At 73.6% G+C, this 18,252-nt stretch carries 16 protein-coding genes; 11 read left to right on the top strand and 5 right to left on the bottom strand.

Annotated elements, in window-relative coordinates; translation table 11 throughout:
- The first annotated feature begins 70 nt into the window (after positions 1-70).
- Together B8281_RS09885 and B8281_RS09890 are read left to right on the top strand one after the other, a co-directional pair.
- Positions 71-1,114, top strand: coding sequence for a 3-isopropylmalate dehydrogenase (locus B8281_RS09885; protein WP_034654425.1), 1,044 nt, complete (start codon positions 71-73; stop codon positions 1,112-1,114).
- Between the two features lie 207 nt (positions 1,115-1,321).
- Complete coding sequence (locus B8281_RS09890) at positions 1,322-2,455, top strand: branched-chain amino acid aminotransferase (protein WP_085388709.1); 1,134 nt, start codon at positions 1,322-1,324, stop codon at positions 2,453-2,455.
- A 118-nt stretch (positions 2,456-2,573) separates the two neighbouring features.
- Here B8281_RS09890 and B8281_RS09895 read toward each other — a convergent pair whose 3' ends face one another.
- Positions 2,574-3,167 (bottom strand): hypothetical protein, encoded by a 594-nt coding sequence (locus B8281_RS09895; protein WP_051028087.1) that lies wholly within the window; start codon positions 3,165-3,167, stop codon positions 2,574-2,576.
- Between the two features lie 335 nt (positions 3,168-3,502).
- On the opposite strand from B8281_RS09895, the gene cimA reads away from it, so the two are divergent.
- From cimA to B8281_RS09935, 8 genes are all read left to right on the top strand, one after another.
- Positions 3,503-5,161, top strand: a complete 1,659-nt coding sequence (gene cimA / locus B8281_RS09900; RefSeq protein ID WP_076405729.1) for a citramalate synthase — start codon at positions 3,503-3,505, stop codon at positions 5,159-5,161.
- Between the two features lie 35 nt (positions 5,162-5,196).
- The gene (locus tag B8281_RS09905) at positions 5,197-6,246 is read left to right on the top strand and encodes a biotin/lipoate A/B protein ligase family protein (protein WP_085387621.1); all 1,050 of its coding nucleotides are present in this window, start codon (positions 5,197-5,199) and stop codon (positions 6,244-6,246) included.
- 297 nt (positions 6,247-6,543) lie between these two features.
- Complete coding sequence (locus B8281_RS09910) at positions 6,544-7,851, top strand: sugar ABC transporter substrate-binding protein (protein ID WP_034654404.1); 1,308 nt, start codon at positions 6,544-6,546, stop codon at positions 7,849-7,851.
- Positions 7,852-7,961: 110 nt separating this feature from the next.
- Positions 7,962-8,966 carry a carbohydrate ABC transporter permease gene (locus B8281_RS09915; protein ID WP_085387622.1) on the top strand — a complete coding sequence of 335 codons (1,005 nt, stop codon included), beginning with the start codon at positions 7,962-7,964 and terminating at the stop codon, positions 8,964-8,966.
- Between the two features lie 56 nt (positions 8,967-9,022).
- Positions 9,023-9,859 carry a carbohydrate ABC transporter permease gene (locus B8281_RS09920; RefSeq protein ID WP_369824971.1) on the top strand — a complete coding sequence of 279 codons (837 nt, stop codon included), beginning with the start codon at positions 9,023-9,025 and terminating at the stop codon, positions 9,857-9,859.
- A complete protein-coding gene (locus B8281_RS09925) occupies positions 9,856-11,568 on the top strand; it encodes a glycoside hydrolase family 3 N-terminal domain-containing protein (RefSeq protein WP_085387623.1) in 1,713 nt (570 codons plus the stop codon). Before B8281_RS09920 ends, B8281_RS09925 begins: the two co-directional genes overlap by 4 nt.
- On the top strand, positions 11,565-12,866 hold the full coding sequence (locus B8281_RS09930) for an anhydro-N-acetylmuramic acid kinase (protein WP_085387624.1): 1,302 nt from the start codon (positions 11,565-11,567) through the stop codon (positions 12,864-12,866). The genes B8281_RS09925 and B8281_RS09930 overlap by 4 nt, the downstream gene beginning before the upstream one ends.
- Entirely contained in the window at positions 12,863-13,855 is a 993-nt protein-coding gene (locus B8281_RS09935) for an N-acetylmuramic acid 6-phosphate etherase (protein WP_083711907.1), read from the top strand. The genes B8281_RS09930 and B8281_RS09935 overlap by 4 nt, the downstream gene beginning before the upstream one ends.
- A gap of 102 nt (positions 13,856-13,957) precedes the next feature.
- Here the strand turns inward: B8281_RS09935 and B8281_RS09940 are convergent, their stop codons facing one another.
- From B8281_RS09940 to B8281_RS09955, 4 genes are all read right to left on the bottom strand, one after another.
- On the bottom strand, positions 13,958-14,707 hold the full coding sequence (locus tag B8281_RS09940) for a YggS family pyridoxal phosphate-dependent enzyme (RefSeq protein WP_085387625.1): 750 nt from the start codon (positions 14,705-14,707) through the stop codon (positions 13,958-13,960).
- A gap of 9 nt (positions 14,708-14,716) precedes the next feature.
- Positions 14,717-16,420 (bottom strand): recombinase family protein, encoded by a 1,704-nt coding sequence (locus B8281_RS09945; RefSeq protein WP_081600202.1) that lies wholly within the window; start codon positions 16,418-16,420, stop codon positions 14,717-14,719.
- Between the two features lie 61 nt (positions 16,421-16,481).
- The gene (gene ybaK / locus B8281_RS09950) at positions 16,482-16,985 is read right to left on the bottom strand and encodes a Cys-tRNA(Pro) deacylase (RefSeq protein WP_085387626.1); all 504 of its coding nucleotides are present in this window, start codon (positions 16,983-16,985) and stop codon (positions 16,482-16,484) included.
- Positions 16,986-17,010: 25 nt separating this feature from the next.
- Positions 17,011-17,736 carry a VIT family protein gene (locus tag B8281_RS09955; protein ID WP_031316729.1) on the bottom strand — a complete coding sequence of 242 codons (726 nt, stop codon included), beginning with the start codon at positions 17,734-17,736 and terminating at the stop codon, positions 17,011-17,013.
- Positions 17,737-17,825: 89 nt separating this feature from the next.
- On the opposite strand from B8281_RS09955, the gene B8281_RS09960 reads away from it, so the two are divergent.
- Positions 17,826-18,251, top strand: coding sequence for a carboxymuconolactone decarboxylase family protein (locus B8281_RS09960; RefSeq protein ID WP_085388710.1), 426 nt, complete (start codon positions 17,826-17,828; stop codon positions 18,249-18,251).
- Position 18,252 lies beyond the last annotated feature (1 nt).

Genomic DNA, 18,252 nt, shown 5'->3' on the forward strand with positions numbered 1-18,252 from the left:
CAACTCGACGCCCGTCCGAGACGTGAGACCACCGTCCCGAAGGGTGGCGGCACGGCGTAGGCTCGCCGACATGACGCGCACCATTGATCTGGCAGTCGTGGCCGGCGACGGCATCGGGACCGAGGTCGTCGAGCAGGGGCTCGCCGTGCTCGAGGCCGCCGTGGCCGGCTCGGACGTGAAGGTCTCCACGACGCCGTTCGACCTGGGTGCGCGCCGCTGGCACGCGACGGGGGAGACGCTCACCGACGCGGACCTCGACGCGATCCGCGGGCACGACGCGATCCTCCTGGGCGCGATCGGCGACCCGAGCGTCCCGTCCGGCGTCCTCGAGCGCGGCCTGCTGCTCAAGCTGCGCTTCGCGCTCGACCACTACGTCAACCTCCGCCCGGGCAAGCTGTACCCGGGCGTCACGTCGCCGCTCGCCGACCCTGGCGAGATCGACTTCGTCGTCGTGCGCGAGGGCACCGAGGGCCCGTACGTCGGCAACGGCGGCTCGCTGCGCACCGGCACGCCGCACGAGATCGCGACCGAGGTCTCCCTCAACACGGCGTTCGGCGTCGAGCGGGTCGTGCGCGACGCGTTCGCCCGCGCCCAGGCGCGTCCGCGCAAGCACCTCACGCTCGTGCACAAGCACAACGTCCTCGTGCACGCGGGTCACCTGTGGCGCCGCACGGTGGAGGCCGTCAACGCGGAGTTCCCCGACGTCACGACCGACTACCTGCACGTCGACGCCGCGACGATCTTCCTCACGACGAAGCCCTCGCGCTTCGACGTGATCGTCACCGACAACCTGTTCGGCGACATCCTCACTGACCAGGCCGCCGCGATCACGGGCGGGATCGGCCTCGCCGCGTCCGCGAACATCAACCCCGACCGCACCGCGCCGTCGATGTTCGAGCCCGTGCACGGCTCGGCACCGGACATCGCCGGGCAGGGCAAGGCCGACCCGACCGCCACGGTGCTGTCGGTCGCGCTGCTCCTCGACCACCTGGGCCTCGGCGACGAGGCGCAGCGCGTCGAGGCGGCCGTCGCCGCCGACCTCGCCGAGCGGGGGAGCCGAGTACGCTCGACGGCCGAGGTGGGCCGCGAGCTCGCCGCTCGCGTCGCCGGCTGACACGCCGTCACGGGCCCCTCGCAGGCCCGGGCACCGGTTCGCCGCAGTCCCCGCACCTCGGTCGTCATCGCCCCAGGACCGGATCCCTCCCGTTCTGACCCGGTGGCGCCCCGCGTCGTCGTGCCCTCGCGCGGATCCCCGCACGAGCCGCACCGGCGTGGAAAACTAGGCGGAGACCACCCGGGTCGCCAGGTGAAAGGCCTCATGATGAGCACCCTCGCAGCGCAGCACCAGCCGTCCTCCTCGGCGGAGGACCTCGTCGCCCTGTTCGACGTCCGCCCCACGGACTCCCCGACGCCGCCCGCCGAGCGCGAGGCCGCCATCGCGGCCCCGAAGTTCGGCACCGTCTTCACGGACCACATGGCGCGGATCAGCTGGAACTCGACCGACGGGTGGGTCGACCGCCGCGTCGAGAGGTACGGCCCGCTCCTCCTGGACCCGGCGACCGCCGTCCTGCACTACGCGCAGGAGATCTTCGAGGGCATGAAGGCGTACCGCCACGCGGACGGTTCCGTGTGGACGTTCCGGCCCGAGGCCAACGCGGCGCGCTTCGCCCGCTCGGCGCACCGCCTCGCGCTGCCCGCGCTGTCGGTGGACGACTTCGTCGGCTCGATCACCGCGCTCGTGCGCACGGACGTGGACTGGGTCCCGTCGGGCGAGGAGGCGAGCCTCTACCTGCGCCCGTTCATGTACGCCTCGGAGGCGTTCCTCGGCGTGCGCCCGTCGCTCGAGGCGGAGTACCTCGTCATCGCGTCGCCCGTCGGCCCCTACTTCTCGGGCGGCGTGAAGCCCGTGTCCATCTGGGTGGACCGCGAGTACAGCCGCGCCGGCGCGGGCGGCACCGGCGACGCGAAGTGCGGCGGCAACTACGCCTCGAGCCTGCTCCCGCAGGTGGTCGCGCAGCAGCACGGGTGCGAGCAGGTGTGCTTCCTCGACTCCGCGACGCGCACGTTCCTCGAGGAGCTCGGTGGGATGAACGTGTTCGTCGTCAAGGCGGACGGCTCGGTCGAGACGCCGGAGCTCAGCGGCTCGATCCTCGAGGGCGTGACGCGCTCGTCGATCATCCGCCTCCTCACCGACCGCGGGCACGAGGTCGTCGAGCGCCGCATCCCGCTGACCGACGTCCTCGCCGGGATCCGGGACGGCTCCGTCACGGAGGTCTTCGCGTGCGGCACGGCCGCCGTGATCACGCCGATCGGCCGGCTCGCCGGCTCGGACTTCGACCACACGATCGGCACCGGCGAGGCGGGCTCGCTGACCAGGACGATCCGCACCGAGCTCACGGACATCCAGACCGGTCGCGCCGCCGACCGCCACGGCTGGCTGCGCCGGCTCGCCTGAGCGCCGGCTGCGTCGGCTCGCCCGAGCCCCCCCGCACGACACGGGGCGCCCCTCCGCGGGAGGGGCGCCCCGTCGTCGTACGGACTGCGGCGCGGTGGGTCTGCCCGGGTGCTCCGGGTCAGACGACGGGCGCGGGCCGCGCGACGATCGTCCGCCCCGCGACGCCCGCGAGCAGCGACCACACCGCGACGCCGATGAGCAGGTTGATGAGCCCGGACAGCGCCGCCGCGGTGACGTCGCTCGACCACGCGAACGGGAGGACCGCGATCGCCACCACGACGAGCGCCATGATCCAGCCGAAGAACGCGCGCGGCCGGGGCGTGCTGAGGATGAGCAGGTGCAGCACCCCGGCGGCGAGCAGCGCGAGGATCGCGCCGTCGATCGCCCACGCCGCCTGGCGCGACCCCGTGGCGAAGAGGTCGGGCGGCGGGACGAGGGTGATCGCGAAGATGCGCTCGAAGATGATCACGCCGAGCAGCCCGATGAGTGCGGCGACGAGCGCGGTCGCGGCGGCTCCCGCCCAGAACCGGCCGGCCTCGACCGTGAGGCGCGGGTCCGCCGGGCTCACGGGGGTGCGGGGCTCGGGGAACTGGGCCTGCGGGTCCGTCGGGCGGATCGCCGGGGGCGGGGACTGCGGGGGGACCGGCGGCTGGCCGTAGCGCCGCGTCGGAGGGTTCTGCGGGTCGTAACCGCCCGGGGTCGGGTCGCTCATCGTCACTCCTCGCTCGGTCGCCGTCGCGCCGACGGGCGGCGGGCGGCTCAGTGGATGGACGCTCTGGTCCATCCTGGCGGAACCTGTGGCACCATGTGCCCTGTGACACACCTCGTCTCCCAGCTCATTATCGAGTAGCGCGCCCGGTAGCACCCACCGGACGCGCAGACCTCCCGCACCCTCGGGGGGTTTTTTTGTTGCTGGGCACCACCTCCGCCCGGCGGCACGGACGCCGGGCCCACCGCCTCACGAGGGCCCCGCCCGGCGTCGGGAGACGCACCGCAGGGGCGGGCGCAGCGACGCCCGCGACACGACGAACGGCAGGAAGAGGCACCATGACCTCGGCGACGACCCCCGGGACCGGTCCCCACGAGCCCCGGGTCTTCCACGTCTACGACACGACCCTGCGCGACGGCGCGCAGCAGGAGGGCATGAACCTCTCCGTCGCCGACAAGCTCGCCATCGCCCCGCTGCTCGACGAGCTCGGCGTCGGTTTCATCGAGGGCGGCTGGCCGGGCGCTGTGCCCAAGGACACCGAGTTCTTCCGCCGCGCGGCCAAGGAGCTCGACCTGCGCCGGGCGGTGCTCGCAGCGTTCGGCGCGACGCGCAAGGCCGGGCTGCGGGCCTGGGACGACCCGCAGGTGCGGGCGCTCGTCGACTCCGAGGCGCCGGTGGTCACGCTGGTCGCGAAGTCCGACGTCCGGCACGTCGAGCGCGCGCTGCGCACGACGCCCGACGAGGGTCTCGCGATGATCACCGACACGGTGTCGTTCCTCGTGGGCGAGGGGCGCCGGGTCGTCGTCGACGCCGAGCACTTCTTCGACGGCTACCGGTACGACGCCGCGTTCACGCGCGCGGCCGTGCAGGCCGCGTTCGAGGCGGGCGCCGAGGTCGTCGCGCTGTGCGACACGAACGGCGGCATGCTGCCCACGTGGGTCGCCGAGACCGTCGCGGAGCTGCGCGACGCCGTCGGGCTCCCGCACGGGCGCGACGCGCTGCCGGGGGACGCGCTGCTCGGGATGCACGCGCACAACGACTCGGGCTGCGCCGTCGCGAACACGCTCGCCGCCGTCGAGGCGGGCGCCGCGCACGTGCAGGGCACGGTGAACGGGTACGGGGAGCGCACGGGCAACGTCGACCTGCTCACGGTCGTGGCGAACCTCGAGCTCAAGCACGGGGTGCGCACGCTCACGGGCGAGGGCCTGGAGGAGGCGACGCGCATCTCGCACGCGATCAGCGAGATCACGAACATCTCCCCGTACGCGCGCCAGCCGTACGTCGGGGCGAGCGCCTTCGCGCACAAGGCGGGCCTGCACGCGAGCGCCATCAAGGTCGACCCGGACCTGTACCAGCACATCGACCCGACGGCGGTGGGCAACGACATCCGCATGCTCGTCTCCGACATGGCGGGCCGGGCGTCGATCGAGCTCAAGGGGCGCGAGCTCGGGTTCGACCTGTCGGGCCAGGGCGACCTCCTCACCCGCGTGACGAACCGGGTCAAGGACGACGAGGCGCGCGGCTACACGTACGAGGCCGCCGACGCGTCGTTCGAGCTGCTGCTGCGCGAGGAGATCGCGGGGGAGCGCCCGCCGTACTTCCGGGTCGAGAGCTGGCGCACGATCGTCGAGCGCGCCGGGTCGCGCGGCACCGAGGCGACGGCGGAGGCGACCGTCAAGCTGCACGCCGGGGGCGAGCGCATCGTCTCCACGGGCGAGGGCAACGGCCCCGTCAACGCGCTCGACCACGCGCTGCGGCTCGCGCTCGGGCGCGTCTACCCGGAGATCGAGGTGTTCGAGCTCATCGACTTCAAGGTGCGCATCCTCGACACCGAGCAGGGCACGGACGCCATCACGCGCGTGCTAATCGAGACGACCGACGGCTCGACGTCGTGGTCGACGGTCGGCGTCGGGCCCAACCTCATCGAGGCGGCCTGGGAGGCGCTCACCGACTCGGCGATCTACGGGTTGGTCCACGCGGGCGTCGAGCCGCGCTGAGCCGGAGGTGCGCGCGTCGGGCTTAGGGTGGACGCGTGCGTGGTGAGTACAAGGTCCCCGGTGGCAAGCTCGTGGCGGTCGACGTCGAGGTGGAGGCCGGGCGGCTCGCCCGGGTCGCGGTCAGCGGCGACTTCTTCCTCGAGCCGGACGGCGCGCTCGAGGACATCGACGGCGCCCTGACGGGGATGCCGGAGACGGCGACGGTCGCGCAGCTCGCGAGCGCCGTGCAGGCCGCGCTCGGCCCCGACGTGACGATGGTCGGGTTCTCGCCCGAGGCGGTCGCGATCGCGGTGCGCCGGGCGCTCGGCCGGGCGACGGGGTGGGGCGACCACACGTTCGAGATCGTGCACGAGGGGCCCGAGGAGCCGGCGATGCACCTCGCGCTCGACCAGGTGCTCACGGAGGAGCTCGACGAGGGCCGTCGCGGCCCCACGCTGCGGATCTGGGAGTGGGCGTCGCCCGCGGTGATCATCGGCTCGTTCCAGTCGCTGCGCAACGAGGTCGACCCGGAGGGCGCGGAGAGGCACGGGGTGACGGTCGTGCGGCGGATCTCGGGCGGGGGTGCGATGTTCGTCGAGCCCGGGAACACCATCACCTACTCGCTGTACGTGCCGGGGTCGCTCGTCGAGGGGCTCAGCTTCGAGCGCTCGTACGCGTTCCTCGACGACTGGGTGCTGGGCGCCCTCGCCGACCTGGGCGTGGAGTCGACGTACAAGCCGCTCAACGACATCGCGTCGCCGGCCGGCAAGATCGCGGGCGCGGCGCAGAAGCGCCTGCGCGGGGGTGCGGTGCTCCACCACGTGACCATGGCGTACGACATCGACGCCGACAAGATGACCGAGGTGCTGCGCATCGGGCGCGAGAAGCTCTCGGACAAGGGCACCACGAGCGCCAACAAGCGCGTCGACCCGGTGCGCTCGCAGACGGGCATGGCGCGCGAGGACGTCATCGAGGCGTTCAAGGACCACTTCCGCTCGCGGTACCGCACGGTCGAGGGTGCGGTCACCCCCGAGGAGCGCGAGCGCGCGCAGGAGCTCGCGCGGACGAAGTTCTCCACGCCGGAGTGGACCGCGCGCGTCCCGTGACGCGCGGGGTGCTGCGCGGGGACGTGCGCGGCCGGCGCGGGAGTGTGACGCCCGCCCGCGGGCAGGGCCCCGCGGCCTGAGCGGTCGCCAGAGCCGGGCGACGCCCGGCGATTGTTAAGAACGTGCAACATCTGCCGCCGTGGCTTCCGTTCGCGCACGCGTGGCAGTAATCTCCACACATACGTCCACTGATGGAAGTAAGTTTCACACCGCGGGAGCCGACCGGCCGCGCGGGACCGTCAGGACACACGACCCGGCCGTTCCCCCGACGGCCGACCAGAAAGGAAGTGTCACGGCATGCAGCGACGCAGCACGGTGGCCGTCACGGGCACCCTCGTCCTCGCGCTCGGCCTGGCCGCGTGCAGCTCCGGCGGCGGGTCCGGCTCCGAGGGGACCGGTGGCGACGACGCGACCGACTTCTCGGGCGAGACCCTCACCGTCTGGATCATGGAGGGCACCAACCCCGACGCGGACGCGTTCTTCGACGAGGTGACGACCGCGTTCAAGGACGAGACCGGCGCCGACCTCCAGATCGAGTTCCAGCCGTGGGCCAGCGCCCACGACAAGTTCACGACCGCCATCGCCGGCGGCACGACGCCGGACGTCGCCGAGGTGGGCACCACCTGGACGGGCGAGTTCGCGGACGTCGGCGCGCTCGCCGACCTCTCCGACCGCATCGCGGACGCCGGCCTCGAGGACGACCTCGTCCCCGGGCTCGTCGAGTCCGCGACCCTCGACGGCGGCGTCTACGGCATGCCGTGGTACGCGGGCGTGCGCTCGGTCGTCTACCGCGCCGACCTCTTCGAGGCCGCGGGCATCGAGACCCCGACGTCGTGGGACGAGCTCGTCGCCGCGGCGGACGCGCTCAAGGCGGCGAACCCGGAGATCATCCCGTTCCCCGTCGCGGGCGACAGCCAGTACGGCGCCATGCCGTTCGTCTGGGGCGCGGGCGGTGACCTCGCGGTGAAGGACGGCGACACCTGGACGTCGGAGATCAGCTCGCCGGAGTCGGTCGAGGGCCTCGAGTTCTACACCGGCCTCGCGACCGAGCACGGCTTCTCGACCGCCGCCGCGACGACGTGGAAGGAGACGGACCTCCTCGCCGCGTTCGAGCAGGGCCAGGTCGGCATGATGATCTCCGGCAGCTGGACGCCGGGCAAGATCCTCGCCGACGTCCCGGACATGGAGGGCAAGATCGGCGCCTTCCCGATCCCCGGCCAGACCGAGGGCCTGTCCGACTCGTTCCTCGGCGGCTCGCACCTCGGCGTCTTCGAGGCCAGCGAGAAGCAGGACCTCGCGTGGAAGTTCGTCGAGATGATGACGACCGGCGAGTTCGCGCAGGCGTGGGGCGAGCAGTCCGGCTACTTCCCGGGCCAGACGTCGCTCCTCGAGAAGGTCATCGAGGAGGACGACCCGATCGTCGCGCCGTTCGCCCAGCAGATGGTCGAGGCCGGCCGCTCGGTCCCGGTCACGCCGCTCTACGGCCAGATCCAGGGCAAGAAGACGCTGGAGACGATGCTCCAGTCCGTCCTGTCGGGCAGCGCGACCGTCCAGGAGGCCGCCGACACCGCGGCCGCCGACATGGACGAGACGTTCGGCTCCTGACCTGACGCGTCCGGCCGCGGGCAGCCCGCCCGCGGCCGGACGCCGCCTCCGCCGGCACCCGACCGCCGGCGCCCGCACCACGCCCCGCACCCCGCGACAGGACTTCTCCCATGGCAGACCTTCGAGCCGCGCCCGGCGCCTCGCCGGCCCCGGCCGCCCCGGCCGACCGGCCGCCGTCGAGCACCGTGCCGACCGCCGCACGACGGCGCCGCACGGGCCTCGGCCACCGTTCCCCGCTGCGCCCCTGGCTGCTGCTGGCCCCGGGACTCGTCGTCCTCGGCGTCCTGCTCCTGTGGCCGCTCGTGCGCGTCGTGCTGCTCTCGCTGCAGGACTACGGCCTGCGGCAGATCGCGAGCGGCGAGTCGAACTGGATCGGGCTCCAGAACTACGCCGACCTGCTCGGCGACAGCTACCTGTGGACCACGGTCCTGCCCAACACCGTGCTGTTCGCGCTCGCGTGCGTCGTGCTCACGGTCGCGCTCGGGACGGCGGTCGCGCTGTTCCTCAACACGCTCGGCGGGTTCTGGCGGGGCGTCGGCGCGACGGCGATCATGGTCGCCTGGGCGGTCCCGGCGATCACGGGCACGTACGTGTGGGTGTGGATCTTCGACCCGCTGAACGGCCTCGTCGCCTCGGTGCTCGAGGGCGTGGGCGCGATCGAGCCCGGCACGGTCAACTGGTTCACGGAGCGCCTGTCGTTCTACGCCATCGCGACGCTCAACGTGGTGCACCACGGGTTCCCGTTCGTCGCGATCACCGTGCTCGCGGGGCTCATGACGATCCCGCACGAGCTGCACGAGGCCGCCAAGGTCGACGGCGCGACGGCGTGGCGCCGGTTCTGGGCCATCACCGCGCCCATCCTGCGCCCCGTGTTCGCGGTCGTGACGATCCTGTCGACCATCTGGGACTTCAAGGTCTTCACGCAGATCTACCTCATGCCCGGCGGCAACGGCGGGAACAAGGACGTCTTCAACCTCGGCGTGTGGTCGTACATCCAGTCGTTCGCGCAGGGCAAGTACGGCATGGGCGCGGCGATCGCGGTCCTGCTCACGCTCATCCTGCTCGGCATCACGCTCGTGTACATGCGCACCCTGTTCAAGGAGGAGGAGCTGTGAGCGCCGCCGTCGTCGACACTCGCGCCACCCCCGGGCCCGGCGCCCGCACCGAGCAGGTGCTGCGCGCCCGCCGCCGTCGTCCCGGCGTCGCGGCGGCCAAGACGGTGGGGATCGTCGCCCTCCTCGTCTTCTCGCTCTTCCCCGCCTACTGGATGTTCTCCTCGGCGATCGACCCGGAGGCCGCGACGCGCGGCGCCCGGCTCCTTCCCGCCGGCGTCACGTGGGACAACTTCGTCACCGTGATCGACGACGGCGGGTTCGGCCACTACCTGCGCAACTCGGTGCTCGTCGCGCTCGGCACGGTGCTCGCGTCGTCGGTCGTGGCGCTGCTCGCCGCCGTCGCGGTGAGCCGGTTCCGCTTCCGGTTCCGCAAGTCGATGCTCGTGCTCATCCTCATGGTGCAGATGGTGCCGCTCGAGGCGCTCGTCATCCCGCTGTTCATCCAGATGCGCAACCTCAACATGCTCAACTCGCTCCTGGGCCTGGCGGTCGTGTACCTCGCGTTCGCGCTGCCCTTCGCGATCTGGACGCTGCGCGGCTTCGTCGCCGCGGTGCCGGTCGAGCTCGAGGAGGCGGCGTTCCTCGACGGCGCGTCGTGGGGGCGCATGTTCTGGAAGGTCCTGGTGCCGCTCGTCGCGCCCGGGGTCGTCGCGACGAGCGTCTTCTCCTTCATCACCGCGTGGAACGAGTTCATCTTCGCGCTGACGTTCCTCCAGCAGTCGAGCAAGTACACCGTGCCGATCGGGCTGCAGAAGTTCTTCGGCGAGAACACGACCGACTGGGGCGCCGTCATGGCCGCGTCGACGATCATCACGCTGCCCGTGCTCGTGTTCTTCGTCCTCGTGCAGCGCAACCTGTCCTCGGGCCTCACCGCCGGGTCGGTGAAGGGATGAGCGGCGCGACGCCTCCGGCCGCGGCCCCGACCGGGGCGCAGCGCGCGGCCGACGTGGTGCGCGCCGTGAACGGCGTGCTCCTGCCCGGGTTCACCGGCACGGACGACCTGCCGGCGTGGCTCGTCGACGCGGCGCGCGACGGCCTGGCCGGGGTCGTGCTGTTCGGGCACAACACGCCCGACGTCGCGACCACCGCGCGGCTCACCGCGCGCCTGCGCGGCGCGTCGCCCGACCTGCTCGTCGCGGTCGACGAGGAGGGCGGGGACGTGTCCCGGCTCGAGGCCGCGACCGGCTCGAGCCTGCCCGGCAACGCGGCCCTCGGGCTGGTCGACGACGTCGCGGTCACCGAGGAGGTCGGCGCCGCGCTCGGTCGTCTGCTCACCGCGACCGGTGTCGACCTCGACCTCGCGCCCGACCTCGACGTGAACTCCGACCCCGACAATCCCGTGATCGGCGTGCGCTCGTTCGGCGCGGACCCCGCGCTCGTCGCCCGCCACGGCGCGGCGTTCGTCCGCGGACTGCACGCGGGCGGCGCGGGTGCGTGCGGCAAGCACTTCCCAGGGCACGGCGCGACAAACGTCGACTCGCACCTCGCCCTCCCGGTCGTGGACGCGAGCCTCGACGAGCTCCGCGCGCGCGACCTGCCCCCGTTCGTCGCGACCATGGCCCCGGACGCCGGACCCGGCGACGTGCTGCTCGACGCCGTGATGACGGCGCACGTCGTCGTCGCCGCGCTCGGCGCGCTGCCCGCGACGCTCGAGCCCGCCGTCGGCGCGCTCGTGCGCGAGCTCGGGTTCGACGGCCCGATCGTCACCGACGCGCTCGACATGGGCGCGGTCGCGACGTTCGCGGCGGACGGCGCGGGCTCCTCGTCCCGTGCCGACGACGCCGCGCCGCACGGCATCGGCGAGGTCGCGGTCCGCGCGGTGGAGGCCGGCGCCGACCTGCTGTGCCTGGGCACGACCGTCGGTCGCGACGACGAGGTCCTGTTCCGCCAGGCGCAGCGCGCGCTCGTGGACGCCGTCGCGTCCGGCCGGGTCACGGTCGAGCGCCTGCACGCGTCCGCCGCGCGCACGGCGCGCACCCTCGCCGCGGTGCGCGCGCGCCAGGCCGCGAGCGGCGTCGTCCCCTCGCCGGAGTCCGCGCGCGCCGCGCTCGACGCCCTCGACCAGGTGGGCGCCCGCGTCGCGGCGCGCGCCGTCCGGTTCGCCGGGCCCGCGCCGCAGGATCCGCCCGTCCCCACGGCACCCGACGTCGTCGACCTGCGCCTGCGGTTCGACCACGCCGCGGGCCGCACCGCGCAGCACGTCCAGCGCGCGCTCGACGACGCGTTCGGCCCCGACGTGCGGCACCTGCGCCCGGCCGACGCCGAGGCGTGGGCGCGCACGCTCGACGCCGTGCGCGCGGGCGACCGCCCGCTCGTCGTCCTCACGCGCGAGCCGGTGCCCGGCTCGGGCGAGCACGAGCGGCTCACGGAGCTGCTCGTCGCGCGGCCGGACGCCGCCGTCGTGCACACCGGGTTCCCCGGCGCCGTCGGCTCGTGGTTCGGCGCGGGCCGCACGGTCGTGGTCGCGTGCGGGACGGGGCGCGCCAACGCGCGCGCCGCCGTCGCGCTCCTGCGGGGGACGACGGGCCCCCGCGCGCGCACCGGTACGGAGACACCTCGAGTCGACCCGACCGTCGGCGTGCAACGGGAGGGAGAGCGATGATCGTCCTCGGACTGTCCTCCGGCACGTCGGTCGACGCGATCGACGCGGCCGCGGCCGACCTCACGCTCGGCGACGACGGCGTGCTGCGCATGCGGCCCCTCGGCCACACGGAGTACGCGTGGCCGCGCGCCCTGCGCGAGCGCATCCTCAAGGCGCTGCCGCCCGCCGCCGTCGACGTGGCCGAGGTGGCCCAGCTCGACACCCTCATCGGGCAGGAGCTCGGCCGTGCCGGTCGGCGCGCGATCGACGACGTCGCCGGCGGCGACGTCGACCTCGTCGCGTCCCACGGCCAGACGATCTACCACTGGGTCGTCGGGGCGCGGGCCCGCGGCACGCTCCAGCTCGGCAACGCCGCGTGGGTCGCCGAGCACGTCAAGCGCCCGGTCATCAGCGACTTCCGCGTGGCCGACGTCGCGGCGGGCGGCCACGGCGCGCCGCTCGTCAGCGTGCTCGACGCGCTCTGGCTCGGGCGCGAGGACGCGGGCGCCGACGCGACCGCGGACGCCGGGCTCACCGCGGCGCTCAACATCGGGGGGATCGCGAACGTGTCCCTCGTGGGGCGCGTCGACGACCCGGTCACCGGCTGGGACACGGGCCCGGGCAACTGCCTGCTCGACGTGGCCGTCGCGGAGCTCACCGACGGCCGTCTCGCGTACGACAAGGACGGCGAGCTCGCCGCGCAGGGCACGGTCGACCCGGTGGCGCTCGCCGCCCTGCTCGACGACCCGTACTTCGCCGCGCCCGCCCCGAAGTCGACGGGCCGCGAGCTCTTCGACACGACGTACACGGCCCGCCGGCTCGCGTCCGTGCGCCCGGGGCTCACCGGCCCCGACCTCGTCGCGACGCTCACCGAGCTGACCGCGGTCAGCGTCGCCGACGCGCTCGCGGGCCGCGACGTGCGCCGCGTCGTCGCGTCCGGCGGGGGAGCGCGCAACCCCGTGCTCCTCGACCGGCTGCGCGCGGCGCTCGCCGAGCGCGTGCCGCACGCGTGCGAGGTCGTGACGTCCGAGGCGCTCGGCCTGCCGGTCGACGCGAAGGAGGCGTACCTCTTCGCGCTCCTCGGCTTCCTGTCGGCCCACGGGCTGCCGGGCACCGCCGCCGGCGAGCACCGCCGTCGGGCGACGGGGGCCCGCCGCGCGGTCGTCCTCGGCTCGCTCACCCCGCCCACGCCGCTGCCGTGGCCCGCCGCGAGCGGCCCGGTGCGCCGTCTGGCGCTCGCCAACACCCCGCACGGCCTGCACCCGGGCCCGCGCACCCAGGGTCCGCTGCCGGACCCGACGAAGGGAACCTCCCGATGACCGACCCGACCGTCGCCACGAGCGGCACTCCGAGCGGGGCTGCGAGCACCACCTCGAGCCCCGACGAGTGGCAGGAGCTGGTGCGCCTCGCCTCGCCGACCGAGGAGCGCAACCCGCGCACGACCGACGTCGACCTGCTCCCGACGGCGGACGTCGTCCGGCTCATCACCGAGGAGGACGCCGTCGTCGCGGACGCGGTGCGGGCCCAGCGCGGCCGCATCGCGCAGGCCGTCGACCTCGCCGTGGAGGCGCTGCGCTCCGGCGGCCGCGTGCACTACGTGGGGTCGGGCACGTCGGGTCGCCTCGGCGTGCTCGACGCCGTCGAGCTCCTGCCGACGTACGGCGTGGGCGAGGAGTGGTTCGTCGCGCACCTCGCGGGCGGCGTGGGCGCGATGATGCTGGCCGTCGAGGGGGCGGAGGACGACGTGGCGCTCGGGCGCGCCGACGTCGACGCGGTCGGCCCGCGCGACGTCGTCGTCGGGCTCGCGGCGAGCGGCCGCACGCCGTACGTGCGCGGGGCGCTCGACGTCGCGCGCGAGCGGGGGGCGCGCACGGTGCTCGTCTCGGCCAACCCGGACGCGCCGCTCGCGGCCGGGGTGGACGTCGCGATCCTCGTCGACACGGGCCCCGAGGTCGTCACGGGCTCCACGCGCATGAAGGCGGCGACCGCCCAGAAGCTCGTGCTCAACACCTTCTCGACCGCGACGATGATCCGCCTCGGCAAGACGTACTCGAACCTCATGATCGACGTGCGCCCGACGAACCAGAAGCTGCGCGCACGCATCGTCCGGATGCTCGTGCAGGCGACCGGGCTGGGCTCGGCGGAGTGCGAGGACGTGCTGCGCGCGGCCGACGGCGAGGTGCACGTCGCGCTCGTGATGCTCCTCGCGGGCGTCGAGGCCGACGCCGCACGCGAGGCGCTGGCCGGCGACGGCGTGGCTGGTGTCCGCGGCGCGCTCGCCCGGCTGGGCGCACTCCCCGCGCGATGACCACCCCGCCGAGGCAGAGGCCGGGTACCGCGAGGTAGAACCCTGGTCGCGACCAGGCCTCTACCTCGGTCAACCGGGCCCCTCCCTCGGCTGACCGGGGCTCTATCTCGGCGGGGTGGGGCGAGGGCCGAAGACGGCGGTGCCGACGCGGACGATCGTCGCGCCCTCGGCGACCGCGAGCTCCAGGTCGCCGCTCATGCCCATGGACAGCGCGCGGGCGTCCGCGGTCCCGGGCGCGCCCGACCCCACGACGGCGTCGCGCACCGCACGCAGGCGCGCGAAGCCTGCGCGCACCACGGCCTCGTCGGGCGAGTTCGCGCCGATCGTCATGAAGCCTGCGAGCCGCAGTCCGTCGAGCGCGGCGACCGCCGTCGCGAGGGCGGGCGCATCGTCGGGCCGCACGCCCGACTTCGACTCCTCGCCCGAGACGTTGACCTGCACCAGGACGTCGAGCACGCGGCCGTCGCGCGCGCAGCGCGCCGCGAGCGCCTCGGCGAGCGCGAGCGAGTCCACGCTCTCGACCCCGGTCGCGGTGGCGAGGACCTGGTTCACCTTGTTGCGCTGGAGGTGCCCGATCATGTGGACCTCGACCCGCCCCGCCGCCACGAGGCCGGCGAGTTCAGGCGCCTTCGCGACGAGCTCCTGCACGCGGTTCTCGCCGATCAGGTCCGCACCGGCCTCGACGACCGCGCGGACCGCGTCGGCAGGCTGGGTCTTCGTCGCCACGAGCAGCCGCAAGTCCGACGCCGCACGCCCGGCCGCGCGCGCGGCGTCGTCCACCCGGGTCCGCACCCGGGCGAGGTTCTGCGCGATCTGCGCGGGCAGCACGGACGACGGCTCGGGGAGGGGCATGCGGCCAGTCTAGGTAGTCACTCCTCGTGCATCGCCAAGCGACTGGATCGAGCCCTCCTCCCTCCACGCGCCGAGAGAGATGGTGAGTATGGGTAGCTGTCGAGAGGCCGCTACGTCCGCACACAGCGCTCCGCCGAGTGCATGGCAGACGTTCTCCCATGTCCCGTCCCGCGTCCAGTCGGCGAAGTGGTGGGACGCGGTGCTCGTCGAGCCGTAGGCGGCGCGCAGCGTCGGCCAGGAGGCGCCCGTGCGGACCTTGGCAAAGATCGCGTCAACGCTCCTGCGGGCGCGGTCTCCTCGCCCTCGGGAGAACAGAGGAGCGATGGCCCCCCACTCCTCATCCGACAGATCCCGGGGCAATACGCCGATTCCGTGCTCTCTGTGCCACACCTCGGCGGCACACGGGGCTCCTCCGCGACGGGCTTCGCGGTCCTCGAGGACCGCCACGGTGGCGTCCAGTACGTTCAACGCGACGTGGCGGAGCTCGGGCCGCTTGACCGCGCGCAAGGACCCGAGCGTCCCGTCGTCAGCTGCAAGACTCGACACGTGCTCAACAAGGTCGTCGGCACCACGAGCTTCCACCATGTCGCAGACTGAGAGCCAGACGTGGTCTTCCACGAGGTCGGCATCGAGTGACGCGCATGCGCACGGAGGAACGTCGGCCTGGTAGCGGCCCCTGCAGCGATATCCACGGTAGCCCCAGGAGAGTGTGCTCGAGTCGGCGCCCGTGTACGTCCTGCCGCACGGAGAGGTCATCCTCCCGGAGAGTGGGTACGCCGAGCGCCTTCGCGACGGGGTTGTTCGACGAAAGCGTGCTACGAGCGCGTCCGCGTCGCTCTCGCTGACGATTCTCGGTAGAGAGATCCTGACGCTCTCGCCCCAGAGCGGCTCGCCGTCCCGTCCACGGAGAGCATGCCGCCCCCGGAAGTGGATGACGGCGTCGATGGTCGCGGTGGAGAGGACCCTGCTCCGCAGGTTGCCCTCGGTCCAGGGGCGTCCCGAACGGGTTGGTCGACCCTCGATGTTGAGCCTGGCTGCCGCCGCGGCGAACGACACGCCGTCGCGGAGAACGAGGTCGACCGTCTCGGTGATCGTCCGAGCCTCCGACTGGTCGATCTCGAGGTGCGGTGACGAGAGCTGGTCTCTGGCGACGCGGTACCCGAAAGGCGGTCTTCCGCCGATGTGAGGGGCGCCGGTCGATTGCGCCTTTGCCTGAAGTCCACCTTGCGTCCGACGGCGGATGTCATCCACCTCGGCAGCAGCGCGTGCAGCGAGGACCTCCACCACCGCGCGCCCCAACCGGCACAGGTCGTCGACCCTCAGCGACGACACGGCGAGCGCGACCCCAGCGGCGGCCAACGCGTCCACGGTGTCCCAGATGTCTCGTCCTGAACCGAGCCGGTCGATGCTGTCGATCACCACGACCTCGAAGTCGTGTCGCTCGGCAGCGGTCACGAGCGCCGAGAACCCAGGCCGTCGGGAGGGCGCGGAGAGTCGTGAGACACCGAGGTCGACGAAGGATCGAAGGTAGCGCCAGGAACTGTCGTCCGCGTAGGCACGGACTGCGTTCTCCTGGCGAACGAGGCCGAAGCGAGCTGCCTGACGCCTCTGACTGACTCGTTGATACCCGACCGCGCGCGAGCCCGCTGACACGTTGGATGAAGACTCCACGGTGCACCCCTGCTGCTCCTGAACGGCCGACCATCGGCACATGTGTTGGTCGGGAGAGTAGCCATCGCCCCCGACACGCGCGGTGAGCCGCAGGAGTGCTGTACTACCTCGCGATCGGGGCGGCCGTGCCCGCGGTGAGGCGCAGCAGGTCCGCGGGCGCCAGGCCCAGGTCGAGCCCGCGGCGCCCGCCCGAGACGTAGACGGCGTCGAACGCGAGCGCGCTGTCGTCGAGGAACGTGCGGTGGGGCTGCTTCTGGCCCAGCGGCGAGATCCCGCCGACGACGTAGCCCGTCGCGCGCTCGGCCGCGGCGGGCTCGGCCATGCTCGCCTTCTTGCCGCCTGCGGCCTTGGCGAGCGCCTTCAGGTCGAGCTGTCGGTCGACCGGCACGATCCCCACCACGAGCGGGCCGCCGTCGACCACGGCGAGCAGCGTCTTGAACACCTGCTCCGCGGGCACCCCGATGGCCGCGGCCGCCTCGAGCCCGAAGGACAGCTCGCTCGACGGGTCGTGCTCGTACGGGTGGAGCGTGTGCGCGACCCCCTCGCGCTCGAGGAGGGCGACCGCGGGCGTGCCGGCGTGCGCGGAGGACTTCGTCTTCTTGGCCACGGCCCGATTCTGCCGCAGCGGCGCGCTAGACGTTCACGTCGAGCAACGAGCCGATCGCGTACGTCACGCCCATCGCGACCGCGCCGCCGACGACGGTCCGGACCGTCGCGCGGCGCGTCGGCGCGTTGCCGAGGCGTGCCGACCCCCAGCCGGTGAGGACGAGCGCGAGCACGACGGCGACGAAGGTGAGCGGGATGCGGATGGTCGCCGGGGCGAGGAGGATCGCCGCGAGCGGCAGCAGCCCGCCGACGGTGAACGACACGATCGAGGCGACCGCGGCCTCCCACGGGCTCGTGAGCTCGTCGGGGTCGATGTGCAGCTCGGCGTCGGCGTGCGCGGCGAGCGGGTCGCGCTCGGTGAGCTGGACGGCGACCTGGCGTGCGAGGTCGGGCGTCAGGCCCTTCGCCTCGTAGATGCCGGCGAGCTCGTCGAGCTCCGCGTCCGGCATCTCCGCGAGCTCGCGGCGCTCGGTCGCCAGCAGCGCCTTCTCGGTGTCGCGCTGCGTGCTCACCGAGACGTACTCGCCCGCCGCCATGGACAGCGCGCCCGCGAGCAGTGCCGCGCCGCCCGCCGTCGCGATGACGGGGATCGACGTGCTCGTCGCCGCGACGCCCACGACGACGCCCGCCGTCGAGACGATGCCGTCGTTCGCGCCGAGCACCCCCGCCCGGAGCCGGTTGAGCCGCGAGCCCGTGCTCTCCGGGTGGTGGGGCTCGCCGGGGTGCCGACCGGTACGGGGCGTGTCGCTCATGGTCTCACCGTAGGGTGCCGCCGCCGGAGCGCGACCGGTGGCGCGAGACCGTCGACCGCGACCGCCGCGCGTCCTCTACCCTGCTCCGCGTGACGCAGGGGAACTCCACGGACGACCGGCCGACGACGCGCGCGGAGCGCTACGAGCACGGGCGGGCGGTGTTCGGCGCGGTCAACGAGGCGGCGCCCGCCGCCATCGCCGAGGCGCTCGCCGACGTCTCGCCCGAGCTCGAGCACCAGATCTCGGCGTGGGCGTACGGCGAGATGTACGCGCGCCCGCACCTGGGACCGCGGGACCGCCAGCTCGTCACCCTCGGGATGCTCGCCGCGCTCGGCGGGTGCGAGGCCCAGCTCGACATCCACGTGGGGACCGCGCTCGACGTCGGGCTGACGCCCCGGGAGATCGTCGAGGCGCTCCTGCAGTCGGCCGTGTACTGCGGCTTCCCGCGCGCGCTCAACGCGACCGCGGTCGCGAAGGAGGTCTTCGGGCGGCGCGGGCTCCTGCCGGTCGAGTGAG

Source organism: Cellulosimicrobium sp. TH-20 (assembly GCF_002105775.1).
Lineage (GTDB): Bacteria > Actinomycetota > Actinomycetes > Actinomycetales > Cellulomonadaceae > Cellulosimicrobium > Cellulosimicrobium funkei.